The following is a 15,402-nucleotide window of genomic DNA, read 5'->3' as shown; positions in this document are numbered from 1 at the left end:
ACGGTATGAGAAAAAGTTTAAAGGTCATTTCGTTATTGATGTTGGTCATGGTGATGGGTCTGACAGCCTGTAGCAAGGGTGACAGCGGTGCAGCTGGGGGAAAGGTCGATCTGAGCATGACGATCTGGGGCTCGGAGGACGAGAAGAAGATTTATCAGGAGAGACTCGATATTGTGAAGCAGACCTATCCCGATATTAATGTGAAACTGAACGTCGTTGCCGGGGACTATGATCAAAAGGTTCAGACGATGATCGCCGGAGGAACCGCACCAGACATCATGATGATTGCCGAGAACTATCAGGCGTACGCCTCCAAAAACCAAATTGTTTCGCTGGATGATATGATCCAGGCCAACAATGTGAACATGTCAGAGCGTTATTCTGACGACATCGCCAACCTGATGAAATTCGATGGTAAACAGTTCGGAATGCCTGACCGCGCAGGCGCGATGGTACTCTTTTACAACAAAGACCTGTTCGACAAGGCCGGGGTGGAATACCCGACCAAGGAATGGACGCAGGAAGACCTGCTCGCCGCTGCTCAGAAGCTGACAGTGAAGGAGAATGGCAAAACGGTTCAATGGGGGTACTACCCAGGCAGCTGGTGGCCGCAATGGATGCAATTGATCTACCAAAACGGTGGCTCCCTGTTCGATGAGAGCGGCAAACCTACCTTCAATACCGAACCTGTACGTAAAGCACTGCAATTCATGAATGATCTGACCTTCACCCATGGTGTGGGACCAACGCCAACGGAGATTGCCGACATGGGAAATATCGGTGCTGACCCATTGTTCGCCCAGGGCAAGATTGCCATGGAGACGACGGGATTCTGGAATATCGGTTCACTTGCCAAGGTGGAAGGCATCAATTGGGACATTTCTCCGATATGGGGAGAGACCAACGCTTTCTTCAATGGCTTCACGATTACGAACGCGTCCAAACATAAGGAAGAGGCATTCAAAATCATAGAAGCGCTGACCACACCAGAAGCTCAATTACCGATGATCAAAGCGGGCCAGGATGCTCCGGCAACGAAAGCAGGCCTGTCCAGCGATGAGTTCCTGAATGCAGAATATGGCGGCAAGAAAATCAACATGGCTGCTTTCAGCGAGTCCACCATTTACGCCGAGCCGTTCAATCCGCAATGGAATGAAATGATGAAGCTCATTAACGACAAGCTGGGTGTCTACTTCAACAATAAAGCCTCACTGGATGATACCGTGACTGAAATTCAGAGTGGACTGGAAAGAATCTACAAATAGCATCGACAGGGGACAGACGGAATTCGGCATGAATGAATCCGGGTTTCGTCTGCTCGCTTCGTTATGGGAGGGCTTAACGTGAGAAAAAAGGACGGGAAATGGTTTTATATATTCATCTCGCCTTGGCTGATTGGATTCCTTGGACTTACCCTGGGTCCGATCCTGTTTTCCATCTACATGAGCTTCACCAATTGGGATCTGTTCCAGTCTCCTGAATTCATCGGTATAGACAATTACAAAAACCTGTTGACCGATGACCCGATCTTCTGGAAATCCGTAGGCAATACTTTCTTCTACGCATTAATATCGATTCCGCTGGGAATGTCCATCTCGCTCTGGATCGCGTATTACCTCAACAAAAAAATCAAAGGTATTACCTTCTTCCGCATCCTGTTCTATCTGCCATCTGTCGTTCCGGTGGTTGCAAGCTCACTACTCTTCATCCATTTGCTCGCTCCAACGGAAGGGTTGATCAACCAGGCACTTGCCATCTTCGGCATTCAAGGCCCTGCTTGGCTGCTTGATCCGAACTGGGTTAAACCAGCCTTGATCCTCATGTCGCTATGGGGCGTCGGGGGCGGCGTGGTACTGCTGCTGGCGGGTATGAAAGGTATTCCTCAGGAGCTGTACGAGGCCGCCGCCATTGATGGGGCGAAGAGCTCGCAATCGTTCTTCCACATTACATTTCCGATGCTGACTCCCGTCATCTTCTTCAATCTCGTCACCGGGATGATCGGAGCGCTCCAGACATTCGCACAGGTATTCATCGTTACAGCAGGTGGACCGGACAATGCCAGTCAGATGGTTGTTCCTTATCTGTTCCAGAATGCGTTCCAGTTCTACAAAATGGGATATGCATCGGCCATTGCCTGGGTGCTGTTCATCATCATCATGGCGCTCACCCTGGTTGTGTTCCGTTCGTCGGCGCTATGGGTGCATTACGAGGAGGGAAAAGCAAATGAGTAATCCATCCACTGTAGAGAAAACGATATCTTACATTTTTCTGATTCTGGTTGGGGTGCTGCTTGCTTCCCCTTTCCTGTACATGATCTCCATCGCACTGGCGAGTGACGCTACAACAGTAAAATCAGCCTTTACCTTCATACCGCTCGAATTCCAATGGTCCAATTTCTATACGATCTTCACGAATAACAATCTGGGTACTTATCTGAAAAATTCAGTCATTATTACCGTCATTACCATTATCGGATCGGTGTTGTCAGCATCGGTCGTATCTTACGGCTTCGCTCGGATCAAGGCGAGAGGCAGTCGGTTCCTGTTCATTGTACTGCTTAGTACGATGATGATTCCGGGCGAGGTGACGATGGTGCCGCAGTTCATCATCTTCCGTCATCTGGATTGGATCAATACATTCTATCCACTGATCGTGCCTAGTTTTTTCGCCGGAGCCTTCAACGTATTTCTCATTCGGCAGTTCGTCATGAGCATTCCGAAGTCGCTTGATGAAGCTGCCATGATCGACGGCATGGGACATCCGGGAATCTACTGGAAGATCATTATGCCACTCACCTATCCGATACTTGCCGCCATCGCCATTTTCTCGTTTTCCTATAACTGGGGGAACTTCATGGGACCGCTCATTTACATCAATGATCCGGAGAAAATGCCACTGGCGCTCGGTGTTCAGCTTCTGACCACGGTAGGTGGCGGACAGATGCCGCCATGGAACCTCGTTATGATTGCTTCCCTGTTCCTGACCATTCCGATGGTATTGGTATATCTGTTTGGACAGCGTTATGTCTATGAAGCGAATATCAGTGGTGGCAGCAGCGGGATCAAGTAACGGGAGGTGAACGCAGTGTTGAAGCCAATGGTGAAAAGCAAGAGCCGTCTACATCGCACATGGATAAAGGGCTGCATGAATCATGAATAACAACAAGGACCCTTTCAACAATGACAACCATAATCATCACAAGCAGCGCAGGTGGCGTAGCCGGAGTTACATCCTGATGGGTGTGGCCCTGATCGCGCTCCTTGCAGGAGGAGGGATTATCATCAATCATTTTGCCAATGAATCATCCAAAACACTTGCATTCCAAGGTGAGCCGATACGTCTGAAGCTGGAGCAATCCTATGATCATTTTGAAGGCTGGGGTACGTCGCTTGCGTGGTGGGCCAACGATCTTGGAGGATGGAAAGATCAAGCAAAGGTCAGTGAAGTCATGGATCTGGTGTTTGATGCAGAGAAAGGGCTAGGTCTGAACATTGTTCGCTACAACATTGGCGGCGAGGAGAATCCCGACATGAAGGCGCTTCGGCCCGGGGGAGATATTCCCGGCTTCCAGCCTGAACCCGGCGTGTGGAATTGGGAGGCAGATGCAGGACAACGTGCCGTATTACAAGGTTCTTTGGAACGTGGGGTCAACATCGCTGAAGCGTTCTCCAATTCACCCCCTTACTGGATGACGATTAGCGGCTCGGTTACGGGTGCCGTGGATGGCAGCAACAATCTACGAGAGGATCAGTACGACGCGTTTGCCGATTATCTGACCGAAGTAGTGAAGCATTATCGCGATGAGTGGGACATTACGTTCCGTACACTTGACCCCCTCAATGAACCTTCCTCTGATTGGTGGAAGAAAGGCAACATGCAGGAAGGCAGTCATTTTACCAATGAGAAACAAGCCGAAATTATCAAGAGGGTTGCGGCATCGCTCAAAAGTAAAGGGCTGGACGGTACGCTCATCAGTGCTGCGGACGATAATAGCATTGACGAGACGGTGCACAATTTCAGCCTCTATGATCAGGATACGCTTGATGTGATCGACCAGATTAACACGCACTCCTATAATGGTAGCAAAATGGAAGAGCTTCGCACGTTGACCGAGCGACATGGCAAGAAACTGTGGATGTCCGAGTATGGGACGGGTGGCAGTGAACCCCATAGTCACGAGGACATGACTTCCGTGCAGGAGCTCGCGGAGCGCATCATGTTCGATCTGAAAATCATGCAGCCTTCTGCCTGGGTGTATTGGCAGGCGGTTGAAGATGAAGGTGCCAACAATAACTGGGGCTTTATTCATGCGAACTTTAATGGAGAAGAGCAGTACGAGATGACAAAACAGTATTATGGCATGGCCCAGTTTACGAAATTCATCCGTCCAGGTGCAACGATTATTCCAACAGATGAAGGGCGAACACTGGCTGCCTATGATGGAGAGCAGAAGAGACTGGTATTGATCATTCGCAACGAGTTATCTGCCGGAACTACAGCATTTGAACTGGAGGCGTTTGACCACAGCAGTACTTCTACAGCACAGGTTTATCAGACGTCGCCGGATCGCAATATGGAGCAGCTTGAAGATGTTCCGGTGTATGCCAATGGATTGGAAGTATCGACTGCGGACAATTCCATCACCACTGTAGTATTGGAAGGTGTAACGTTGCAGGCGAACTGAGGGCCTATTGAAATAGGAATCAAAAAAATCTGGGGATAACAGCGATTGGAAGGTTGTTCTGTCAACGCAGTGATGAACTCAAACACAGAGAAGGAGGGCTTATCTTTGACAGAGAAAACATCCCTTTTGCTTCAGGAGCAGGAGAAGAATACAAAGACGAGGGCTGAGCACGGCGTTCGATCTGAACTGACTTACGATCAGCGCAGCTTCATGATGAATGGAGAACGAGTATTTCTGAACAGTGCCACCATTCATTATTTCCGCATGCCAAGGGAGGAATGGCGGGAGGTTTTGATGAAGGCGAAGCTGGCTGGCATGAATTGCATTGATACCTATTTTGCCTGGAACGTGCATGAGCCGGAGGAAGGACAGTGGTCGTTCGAAGGAGACAATGATTGTGGAGCCTTTCTGGACCTGTGTGCAGAGTTGGGCATGTATGTAATCACGAGGCCGGGTCCGTTTATTTGCGCAGAGTGGGATTTCGGCGGCTTTCCGTATTGGCTGGAGACGAAGCAGGGAATCAAGTTCCGACAAAATAATGAAGCCTATCTGCATTATGTAGATCTGTATTTTGACCGGATCATTCCAATCATTTGTGAGCGCCAGCTATCTGCTGGAGGCACTGTTATTCTTGTACAGGTCGAGAACGAATACGGGTATCTGATGGATGATGCAGCAGCAAGTGCCCATATGAACCACCTTCGGGACGGCCTGCTTCAGCGAGGGATTGACGTTCCACTTATCACCTGTGTAGGTGGCGCGGAGGGCACGATTGAAGGGGCCAACTTCTGGTCAGGTGCTGACGGTCATTATGCGAAGCTTCGGCAGAAGCAGCCGGATACACCGAAGATCGTTACGGAATTTTGGACGGGATGGTTCGAGAATTGGGGTGGGCCTTCTGCCATTCAGAAGACGGCGCCACTGTTTGAGAAACGCATGATGGAAATTCTTCGCACCGGCTATACCGGAATCAGTCATTACATGTTCTACGGCGGAACCAACTTTGGCGGATACGGTGGCAGAACCGTGGGCAGCAGCGATATTTTCATGATTACCTCCTACGATTATGATGCGCCGCTGAACGAGTACGGACGGGTAACGGCCAAGTATGCTGTAGCGAAGACGTTATCCTATTTTGTCCATGCGTTTGGCGCATTGTTGATGGAGACGGAGGAAGTACCAGCAGAGCAGATCAAGGTACGTCATCCGCAAGGCGTTTCTATACGAGGCAGGTCTAAAGGCAGCGAGAAGATATGGTTCTTGGAGAGTCACAAGGATGAGCGCGAAACGTTTCACGTCACGCTGGAGGAAGGCCGGACACTTCCTGTAGCTCTGAACCCGGGGCAGATTATCCCGATACTTGACAGGGTGGAGATTGCCAAGAATGTATACCTGACAGGTGGCGCGATGATTACGGGCAATGAAGTGGTGAATGGAGAATTGACCCTGTTCATCGTTGCGGAGGCGGGACAGCGTTCAGTTGTGGAACTGGAGACGAATGTCTTGAATGTACAGGATAGCAGCATGCAGGTACTGGTTGAACGTGATCCGTTAAATGGAGCCTATCGCTTCGAACTGGTACATTTCCGTGAGCCAGGCATCATTCATCTGGAGGCAAGTGGTATCCCCATTCGGTTCGTGGTTCTGGACAAGGAAACGATGGATTGCATGTGGAGAATTGATGGTGAGGGAGGGGCGAATCAGCTGCGTTACGCAATCGGATTTGATGATGTAGATGTCTCCCTATCCGGGCAGGTCACAGGTATGATCTCTGATCCGGATCGGAATATGTTGCTTCTCGGCAGCTGGACGGATGGTGAACGGTCGTTGACTGGACGTGAGTTCATATATGGAGAAGCAAACGATTCACAGAGCGGCATACAGGATGAACATGTTCAGGAGTCATCCGCAGCAATTCAGCATGATCTTTTCACCACGCTGCCTATGCCACCGAAACTGTCGGATTCCCCCGAGTTGTCTCGTGTGTCATTAACAGCGGAACAGCGTGCTTCGAGTGGTCAACCAGAGCATTTTTCCCAGTACGGACAAGATTTCGGGTATCTATTATACGAGTGCGATTTCGACCGTTCGGTGGATGGAATCACCACCCTTATTCTGCCGGACCTTCAGGATACGGCCAGAATATATGTCAATCGTGTAGAGCAGGCACTGGTTCGTCAAGTTGGTGCAGCGGGTGTTCAGGTGCAGACGACGAAAGGAAAGAATACACTTCAGGTGCTGGTACAGCATATGGGCAGGCTAAATTTTTCTCCATATTTGGGTGAAAGCAAAGGTCTGGCAGGATCGGTGTACATCGGTGGTTCCGCTCAGGACCTACGCCGGAATTGGCATGCGGAGCATGGGGTGGTGCATCTCGATGAGGTGAATCATCTTGAGGATGCCCCGCTTCTGAGCAGAAGCTTTACGCTGGATGGCATGGACCGTGCGACTCTCGTTGGAGCGGTGAGCCAAGGATTGCGCATTAATGGCATGGATGTGCCAATGGAAGGGTATCAGGACTGGTTTTCGTTTAACACGTTGGATCTTTCCCTTTATTTGCGGCCCGGAGAGATCAATACGCTGGAGATGCCTTATAGCAGGACGCCGCTGAATCGGCTGGAACTGATCTTGTACCGGAGTGAAGATGAGCTGAAGGATTGGCGCATGGCAGGTACGGATGCCTTGCTTCCACGACAATGGGGATTATATGAGCCACCGAACGTCTCAGGTCATCTCGATACCTATCGGCAGGATGCGGACTATAGTGGCAATTGGAATGCCATGTCGGTGGGGAATGGTTCGTACGGTCAACCTGTCTGGTACCGCTGGCGTTTCTCCAAGTCAGCTGTGCCCGAACACTTCCGAGTGAACCTGATGCTTCGTCTTACCAGGATGAGCAAGGGAACACTTCATCTGAACGGGCACCATCTGGGACGTTATTGGCAGATCGGTCCGCAAGAGGATTACAAAATTCCTTTATCCTGGCTGCAGGATGAGAATGAATTGCTGTTATTTGATGAGGAAGGCCGAACGCCAGAACGGGTGCGCTTCTTGTATGATAACTTGTCCCAGTATCCATGGGTTGTGGTCGAATAGATCTTCTTTTCATTGTACGTACAAGGGAATTGGGTCTGTTCTGATCAGTCGTGTCCTGTTCTAGCTCGTCGTATTTATTCTCTTTGCGGAGACTGCTCGGATGTTTGAATCTATAGATTCTGAATCTCCGGGCAGCTCTTGCACGGTGAATGGACGACGAGAATAGCTAGTATCTCTTATTGAAACCGTTTACATATTGAGGGCGTTGTGGGCTACGTGTTCTGTGAGGGGGTGATGTTTGGCAAATGGTATGCCTGTCCCACATTTTCGATAAGGAGATGACCCATGTTCACAAGGAAAAGATGGAGTACAAGATTATTCAAAACTTGTAAGTCCGGCATGATCATGCTGCTTGGAGTCTTGCTTTTATTCATCACGTTATTCCCGAATACAGCCAGAGCAGCAACAAGTGTTTACACGATTTCGGCTTTTACCAATACGAGCGAATCCAATCTGTATATCTATGAATCCTACAATGCGACTAATTACGGTTTGCTTAAAGGGCCTGCCTATACACCCCCGGCCAATCTGATCCGTGATCCCAGCATCATGAAGCATACGGATGGGCTGTATTATGTCGTTTATACCACGAACTGGTCAGGTAATACGATCGGCATCGCATCAAGCACAGATAAGGTGAATTGGACGTTTGTCCGCAATATTACCCTATCTGCACCCACCACGATTGCACATACCTGGGCACCGGAATGGTTCAAAGACAGCAACGGCAGTCTGAACATCATCGTGTCCATCTCCCCAGGCAATTATGAGAACTTCAAACCTTATGTTATCACAGCGACCAATGCAACGCTGTCTTCCACAACATGGTCTGCTGCCACAGAGCTTGCAGGCATTGCACCCAACTACATCGATACCTTCATCGTCAAGACAGGATCAACCTATCACGTATTCACCAAGAATGAAACCACCAAGTATATCGAATATGCTACAGCTACTTCCCTCACTGGACCTTACACATTCAAAGGGACAGGGGATTGGGCAGGATGGGGTTCCTGGGTAGAGGGACCTGCGCTTGTCCAGCTGGATAACGGCTCCTGGCGAATCTATTTTGACGGTTACTCTACACAAAAATATTATTACAGCGACTCTGCTGACGGGTTTCAGACCTGGAGTGCAAAGCAGGAGCTTGCCGGTCTGACCGGATTGGTTCGGCACATGACCGTGTTGAAAGAAACCGGGCAGCCTGGCGATATCCGCAAGCTGGAGTCCTATAATGTTCCAGGCAGCTATATTCGCCATTATAACTATGTGGCCCGAATCGATGCCAGTGTCAGTCCCGCAGAGGACGCACAGTTTCGCATCGTTCCCGGGCTGGAGAATGCCACAGGAATTTCGTTTGAGGCCATGAATTATCCAGGCTATTTCCTGCGCAATAATAATGGCAACATCACACTGGTGAATAATGACGGCAGTGCTACGTTTCGAAATGATGCCACGTTCAAACGTGTAAATGGACTTGCTAACGCCGCTTGGACATCGTACGCCTCGTTTAGTAACCCGAACCTGTATCTGAGGCATTACAATAATGTGCTGAAATTGGAAGCTGTCGTTACCGCACTCGATAAGTCAGACGCGACCTTCCGAGAGGTTGCACAGTAATCTTCTGGATTCTTCCATTGAAATTGAACTCATTTTATCTCAAGAAACTGAACTCATTTTACTTTAGAAGGAGTGAATCGAATGAAATGGTTGAAACGGTTGGGCACCCTGCTAATGGCAGGAAGTCTTATAACAGGGAGCTTGGGTACAGAGGCATCCGCCGCGGGTTCTTATACAGCCACGGCTGATCCCTCGAAGCAATATCAGACTATCGAAGGTTGGGGAACATCCCTTGCCTGGTGGGGCAAAGTGGTCGGAGAGTACTCCAACCGGGATGAGTATGTGGAAAAGATGTTTAGCCCAACAACCGGACTAGGTCTGAACGTTCTGCGTTACAACATTGGAGGCGGCGATAATCCTTCATCAAATGTGCTGGAATATCGCAAAGCCGTGCCGGGATATCAACCTTCCCCGGGCGTGTATGACTGGAATGCAGATGCCAATCAGAGGTATATGCTCCAAGCCGCCAAATCATATGGAGTCAACGTCTTTGAAGCCTTTGCGAACTCGGCACCCTATTGGATGACCATTAGCGGAAGTGTGTCCGGGGCCGCGAATGGTGGCAATAATCTCAAGCCGGATTACTATGATGATTTTGCAGATTATCTCACAGAGGTCGTGAAGCATTTCAGAGATAACTGGGGCATCACGTTTGACACAGTTACCCCGCTTAATGAACCGATCTCCACTTGGTGGAAGCTGGGTAATAATCAGGAGGGCATGCACTTTGATCGGGCAGATCAGAACACGATTCTGAGCCAGGTGCAATCTTCACTTACAGCAAAGGGATTGTCCACGAAGCTGAGCGCACCAGAAGAATACAGTCTGGATGACACAACCACTTCCTTCAACAGTTACAGCAGTGCAGTGAAGTCTGCGATCAGTCAAATTAACACACATACCTATGGCGGAAGCAATCGTGCATCATTGCGGAATACAGCGACTTCAGCGGGAAAACATCTCTGGACCTCAGAATATGGAGACGGGGATGCTAGCGGACTAACGATGTCACGCACGATCCTTAAGGATATACGCAACATGGGGGCGAGTGCGTGGGTGTACTGGCAGGCCGTAGATAGTGCAGATGGCTGGGGATTTTTCAAAAACGTACTGAATAACACGCAAACGACCAGTTACACTGTGAATCAGAAATATTATGTCATGGGCAACTACAGCAAGTTTATTCGTCCTGGTTACAAGATCATCGGCATGAGTGATGCCAATACGCTTGCTGCCTATGATGCTACTTCAGGTAAAGTGGTGCTGGTGACTACCAATTCGGATTCGAGTGATACAGCGGTGACGTATGATTTGAGTCAGTTTACAAGTGTTGGATCGTCTGCTCAAGTACACCGGACCTCCTCTACGGAGAAGTTGCAGCAGTTGACCAACATCAACATTCAGAATAAAAAGTTTACAGCGACCGCCAAAGCGGGCTCGGTTACGACCTATGTCATATCTGGCGCGACGTATAATGGCAGCACAGGATATGAATCCGGGGCGATCTATAAGCTGATCAATCGGAACAGTGGTCTCGCTTTGGATGTGAATGGGGCTTCCACTGCCGGGGGTGCAACGATCATCCAGTGGAACGACAATGGCGCAGCAAACCAACAATGGAAGTTGGAGTCTGCGGGCAACAGTTATTATAAGATCCGTAACGTAGGCAGTGGTCTGCTGCTGGATGTGAATCAGAGCTCTACTCAAGGAGGAGCAGCCTTGATTCAGTGGCAGGATAACGGGGGCAACAATCAACAATGGTTACCGGTGGATGTCGGAGGATATCTTGTGCTCGTGAACCGCAATAGCGGCTTGACCGTTGATATCAACCAGAGCTCCACAACCGCTGGTGCCTCGACCATTCAATGGGCAGACAATGGAGGAGCCAATCAGCACTGGAGTTTGGTTAAAGTGAATTAGAAGTAGAGTATTCATTGCGCGGACTGCTCTCGCTTTAGAATGATTCAACGTTGCTAAGGTAAGGATACTCCTTTCTTGAAGCAGGATGCGCTATGCCACACCGCACGGCTCAAGAAAGGAGTTCATCCTGATACACCAAATCGAGTTAGCTTACGTTCAGGACTAGTCAGCCTTCTCCGGGGGCTAGTGCTCTATTGAAAACGTGAAAGGGCAAATCGTCCAATATCTTGATCCGTATGCCCTGTTTGCACCAAGTCAGACAATATTTTGCCCACTGCACTTGCAAATTTGAAGCCATGACCGGAAAATCCGCCTGCCAGCCATACATGGTTATGGGCAGGGTGACGGTCGATAATAAAATCTTCATCCGGTGTGAACTCGTATTTGCATACCGCACCACGCTTCAGCTTTCCCGCTGCCAGAGGCATCCGAAGTTCAAGCAATCTCCGCAGATCACCCTCATCCGTCTTATCAGAGCCAAATGAAGCCAGTGTACCGCCTGGTGTCCACTCCTGCCCCGTATCGTGACGTCCAATCTTCAGACCCGACCCGCCAATGCTCGGAAATCCATAATATCCGCCTTCTTTTCCAGCCAGCGTAAAACCGGGAAAGTGATCCTCGGCGAACAACGCCTCCGGTGCATCGAACCATCCCACGGTTTTGCGGACAGCTCGAATGGGAAGGTTCACGAACGGTTTCAGCGTCTGAAACCATGCTCCGGCACTGAGAATGACCTGGTTCGCATAATACGTCTCGCCAGCAGATGTGATGACTCCAACAGAATCTGCGCTGCACTCGATATGTTCCACACGTGTGTGCGTTAAGAGAGTGGCACCCGATGCTTCGGCTGCCTGACGGAAGGCGAGCACGCAGCGTTCACTGAATAAATAACCTGCATCAGGCTCATACATTCCCTCGTAATGTTCAGGGACTTCAATGCCTGGCCAGCGTTTCATGATTTCGGCTGCGCGCAAGGTTTCATATCGAATCCCCGCATCGTCAGCATGGGTTAAACGATTATGAAAAGAATGGATATCGGGGTCAACTATATTCAAGACGCCCGAAGGTACAACTAATTTGGCACCGGTAATATCCTCCAGTTCTTCCCACAGTTCCTGCGCCAGAAGTGCCATCGCTATATAGTCAGGTCCCCCGCTGTACACGTGGCGGATAAGCCGTGGTTCTCCGTGATGGCTGCCCTCCGTATGCGGAGGATCAAAGGCATCAATCAGTAATGTTTTTAATCCACTGCGCGCAAGATAATAACCTGCACTCATGCCCATCGATCCGGCTCCAACGATAATGACATCATAGGAATGTGATATAACCATCCCTCCTTCCGCTTATTTTTCAGAGACCAATCTTATACAGGATAATCTAGTCTTCAAATCTACGGCAGTCAATAGAACAGGTTATAGAGAAAGCCGATACAACAATAGAAAATTTTGATTAAGGATAAAGTTGTATGTATACCAAAATAGTGGTAGAGTTTTGAACTAAACATTCCGACCTGATTAGTCGGCATTTCAGATCTCTGTATATTCAGATGAAGAACAAGGAAGGTGAAGTCAACGTCAACGAATCCAACACAAGTGTCTGGTTTTCCCAGTCAAACCTATGCCGAAATTGTACTTGAACCCGCCTATAACCAGGCCACACAGCATCTGCTGAACCCCATGATGGCCGTAAACAAAGCACATCTAATTATGCTCCGTGAACAACACATCATTCCGGAGCAAGAAGCGTGCCACATCGCTTCGGCTGTACAGAGTCTGGATGTGGATGGGCTCCGAACGAGCGAGTATTCCTCCCACGTTGAAGATTTGTTCTACCAAGTCGAAGTTGAACTAGAGAAGCTTGGCGGACCCTCTGTCGGGAATCTGCACTTAGCCAGAAGCAGAAACGATATGGGAATCGCCATTTATCGTATGGTGCTAAGGGATAAGCTGAACTCAGCGATTTCCTCAGGGCTGTCATTACACCGAAGCCTAAGAGAATTTGCATTACGTCATATCGATACCCTCATGATTGCTCACACGCACACCCAACAAGCCCAGCCGACCACACTTGCCCATTACATCTGTGCCGTTAGCGATTCCCTTGAACGGGATCTCGATCGGTTGAAATCCGCCTATACAGGCTGCAATCGCAGCAGTCTTGGTGCGGCTGCTCTCACCACTTCTGGATTTCCGGTCTGTCGAGACCGAACCGCAGAATTGCTCGGCTTTGATGGCATTATTGAGAATGCCTATGATGCCGTCAGCGGTGCAGATTATGCAGGTGAAGCCGCCTCTGTAGCCCAACTGGCAGCTATCAATCTGGGACGTTTCGTTCAGGATCTGCTGTTATGGTGCACACAGGAATATGGTGCATTAATTGTAGCTGCCCCTTACGTTCAGATTAGTTCCATCATGCCGCAAAAACGGAATCCGGTATCCATTGAACACGCCCGATCACTCCTTTCAAGTGCCAAAGGGGATGCAGCAACTGCTCTTAACATGATGCATAACACGCCCTTTGGTGACATTGTAGATACCGAAGATGATATGCAGCCCTATGTATGGAGAAGTCTGAATACACTTGAATCCGTATATCGCTTGCTGTCCGAAGTGATGGATACCCTTAAGGTCAATGTGTCATTGCTGCGTGAACGGGCAGAGCGTAGTTTTGCCATGGTTACCGAACTTGCAGATACGCTGGTCCGCACAGAAGGATTATCGTTTCGACAAGCTCATTCCATCGTGAGCCGGATTGTAACACAGCTGACGGAATCTGGTATTTCTATTTCGGGATTGAACTGGGAGGTTGTGAACACAGCGGTACAGGAAATTGCCGCCAAGCCGCTTGCCCTAACCTATGAGCAATTAGAGGAAGCAATATCTCCCGAGCATTTTGTACACATTCGACATGTGCGTGGTGGACCCAATCCGGAAGAAGTGGCAAGAGCATTGGAGGCCCAAGCGCTCCGTCTCGGCACACAGGAACAATGGAGTCTCGATACCACTAATAAACTCCGTTCTGTAGATGCAAAACTGGATTTAATTCTAAACGGCTGGCTTAACAGAATCTAAATGGAAGGAGCAAAATCAATGTTCTCCAATCCCGACTTTCGAGTTTTTGACATCCATGCCCATCTGCCTTATAAACTTTTGCTTTCCTCATATAAAAACCATGAGTTGGTGACGCGATATGGCAAGGAACGAAGTGAGCGAATGCGACTAACCTGGGATTTCCCAGCGGTGGAGGAGCAGGGAGAGGAAGCAGCACGGCCGTTAATTGAACGGTGGGTAGAGGAATTGGACAAATACAATATTGCTGGACTTAACTTTCTGACGGCTCTGGATAATGACAATCTGGCTGAACAAATATCCTTATACCCGGATCGGTTTACCGGATTCGCCTATCATTCCATTGAAAATGAAGATGCATCCACAGAGCTGCGTCGGGCGGTTGATGAGCTCGGATTGCGAGGATACAAGCTATTTGGTCCCCTCACCCAGATTCCCTTTGACTCCCCTTCGCTTGATCCGGTGTGGGCGTTTCTTGCAGAGCGGCGCCTGCCTGTTCTGATTCATTTCGGCATGCTTGGTCATGCCGGAGGCATCGTTCATCATCCCAACATTAATCCGCTTGCCATCTTTAATACGGCCCGTGCTTATCCGGATATACCGTTCATCATCCCTCATTTTGGCGCAGGGTATTTCCAGGAGCTTCTGCATTTAAGCTGGAGCTGCCCTAATGTATACATCGACACATCCGGTTCTAATCAGTGGGTACGCTGGATGCCCTATGAGCTGAACCTGGAGACGTTATTCCGCAAAACATACGAGCTGCTGGGTCCGGAGCGAATCATCTTTGGGACGGATGCGAGCGGATTTCCGCGTGGTTATCCTTATCGTTATTTGCAGGATCAGGTGCGTGTATGCCGTGAACTTCGCTTCCCTGAAGCGGACATTGAACTCATCTTCGGAAATAACGCAAGACGTCTGTTGAAGCTGCCTGTTGGCAAAGCCGTCGGTTCCACCAACGCGTAAGCCAAGGAAATAGAGAACGTTATAACACTTTTGTTGCAAAAGAGGGGA

At 49.3% G+C, this 15,402-nt stretch carries 10 protein-coding genes; 9 read left to right on the top strand and 1 reads right to left on the bottom strand.

Annotated features, from left to right (window positions below):
• Positions 1 to 5: 5 nt before the first annotated feature.
• The 7 genes from BLS14_RS20395 (at position 6) to BLS14_RS20365 (ending at position 11,320) form a co-directional block, all read left to right on the top strand.
• Positions 6 to 1,265, top strand: a complete 1,260-nt coding sequence (locus BLS14_RS20395; RefSeq protein ID WP_063565347.1) for an ABC transporter substrate-binding protein — start codon at positions 6 to 8, stop codon at positions 1,263 to 1,265.
• 78 nt (positions 1,266 to 1,343) lie between these two features.
• Positions 1,344 to 2,231, top strand: coding sequence for a carbohydrate ABC transporter permease (locus tag BLS14_RS20390; RefSeq protein ID WP_063565348.1), 888 nt, complete (start codon positions 1,344 to 1,346; stop codon positions 2,229 to 2,231).
• On the top strand, positions 2,224 to 3,069 hold the full coding sequence (locus tag BLS14_RS20385) for a carbohydrate ABC transporter permease (RefSeq protein WP_072734634.1): 846 nt from the start codon (positions 2,224 to 2,226) through the stop codon (positions 3,067 to 3,069). The genes BLS14_RS20390 and BLS14_RS20385 overlap by 8 nt, the downstream gene beginning before the upstream one ends.
• 82 nt (positions 3,070 to 3,151) lie before the next feature.
• Positions 3,152 to 4,684, top strand: a complete 1,533-nt coding sequence (locus tag BLS14_RS20380; protein ID WP_256336610.1) for a glycoside hydrolase family 30 protein — start codon at positions 3,152 to 3,154, stop codon at positions 4,682 to 4,684.
• Between the two features lie 105 nt (positions 4,685 to 4,789).
• On the top strand, positions 4,790 to 7,780 hold the full coding sequence (locus BLS14_RS20375; protein ID WP_090953650.1) for a beta-galactosidase: 2,991 nt from the start codon (positions 4,790 to 4,792) through the stop codon (positions 7,778 to 7,780).
• A gap of 285 nt (positions 7,781 to 8,065) precedes the next feature.
• Positions 8,066 to 9,400 carry a glycoside hydrolase family 43 protein gene (locus BLS14_RS20370; protein ID WP_090953648.1) on the top strand — a complete coding sequence of 445 codons (1,335 nt, stop codon included), beginning with the start codon at positions 8,066 to 8,068 and terminating at the stop codon, positions 9,398 to 9,400.
• Positions 9,401 to 9,481: 81 nt separating this feature from the next.
• On the top strand, positions 9,482 to 11,320 hold the full coding sequence (locus tag BLS14_RS20365) for an RICIN domain-containing protein (RefSeq protein WP_090953646.1): 1,839 nt from the start codon (positions 9,482 to 9,484) through the stop codon (positions 11,318 to 11,320).
• A gap of 191 nt (positions 11,321 to 11,511) precedes the next feature.
• Here the strand turns inward: BLS14_RS20365 and solA are convergent, their stop codons facing one another.
• Positions 11,512 to 12,651: an N-methyl-L-tryptophan oxidase gene (solA, locus tag BLS14_RS20360; protein WP_090953644.1), complete on the bottom strand. Its 1,140-nt coding sequence runs from the start codon at positions 12,649 to 12,651 to the stop codon at positions 11,512 to 11,514.
• A 231-nt stretch (positions 12,652 to 12,882) separates the two neighbouring features.
• Between solA and argH the strand changes: the two genes are divergently transcribed.
• Positions 12,883 to 14,391 carry an argininosuccinate lyase gene (argH, locus tag BLS14_RS20355; protein ID WP_256336609.1) on the top strand — a complete coding sequence of 503 codons (1,509 nt, stop codon included), beginning with the start codon at positions 12,883 to 12,885 and terminating at the stop codon, positions 14,389 to 14,391.
• Between the two features lie 18 nt (positions 14,392 to 14,409).
• Complete coding sequence (locus tag BLS14_RS20350; protein WP_090953642.1) at positions 14,410 to 15,354, top strand: amidohydrolase family protein; 945 nt, start codon at positions 14,410 to 14,412, stop codon at positions 15,352 to 15,354.
• Positions 15,355 to 15,402 lie beyond the last annotated feature (48 nt).

The organism is Paenibacillus sp. OK060 (assembly GCF_900101205.1).
In the GTDB taxonomy this organism is placed as follows: Bacteria; Bacillota; Bacilli; order Paenibacillales; family Paenibacillaceae; genus Paenibacillus; species Paenibacillus marchantiae.
The sequence above is the reverse complement of the archived record's forward strand: the minus strand, read 5'-3'. Positions and strand labels throughout refer to the sequence as shown.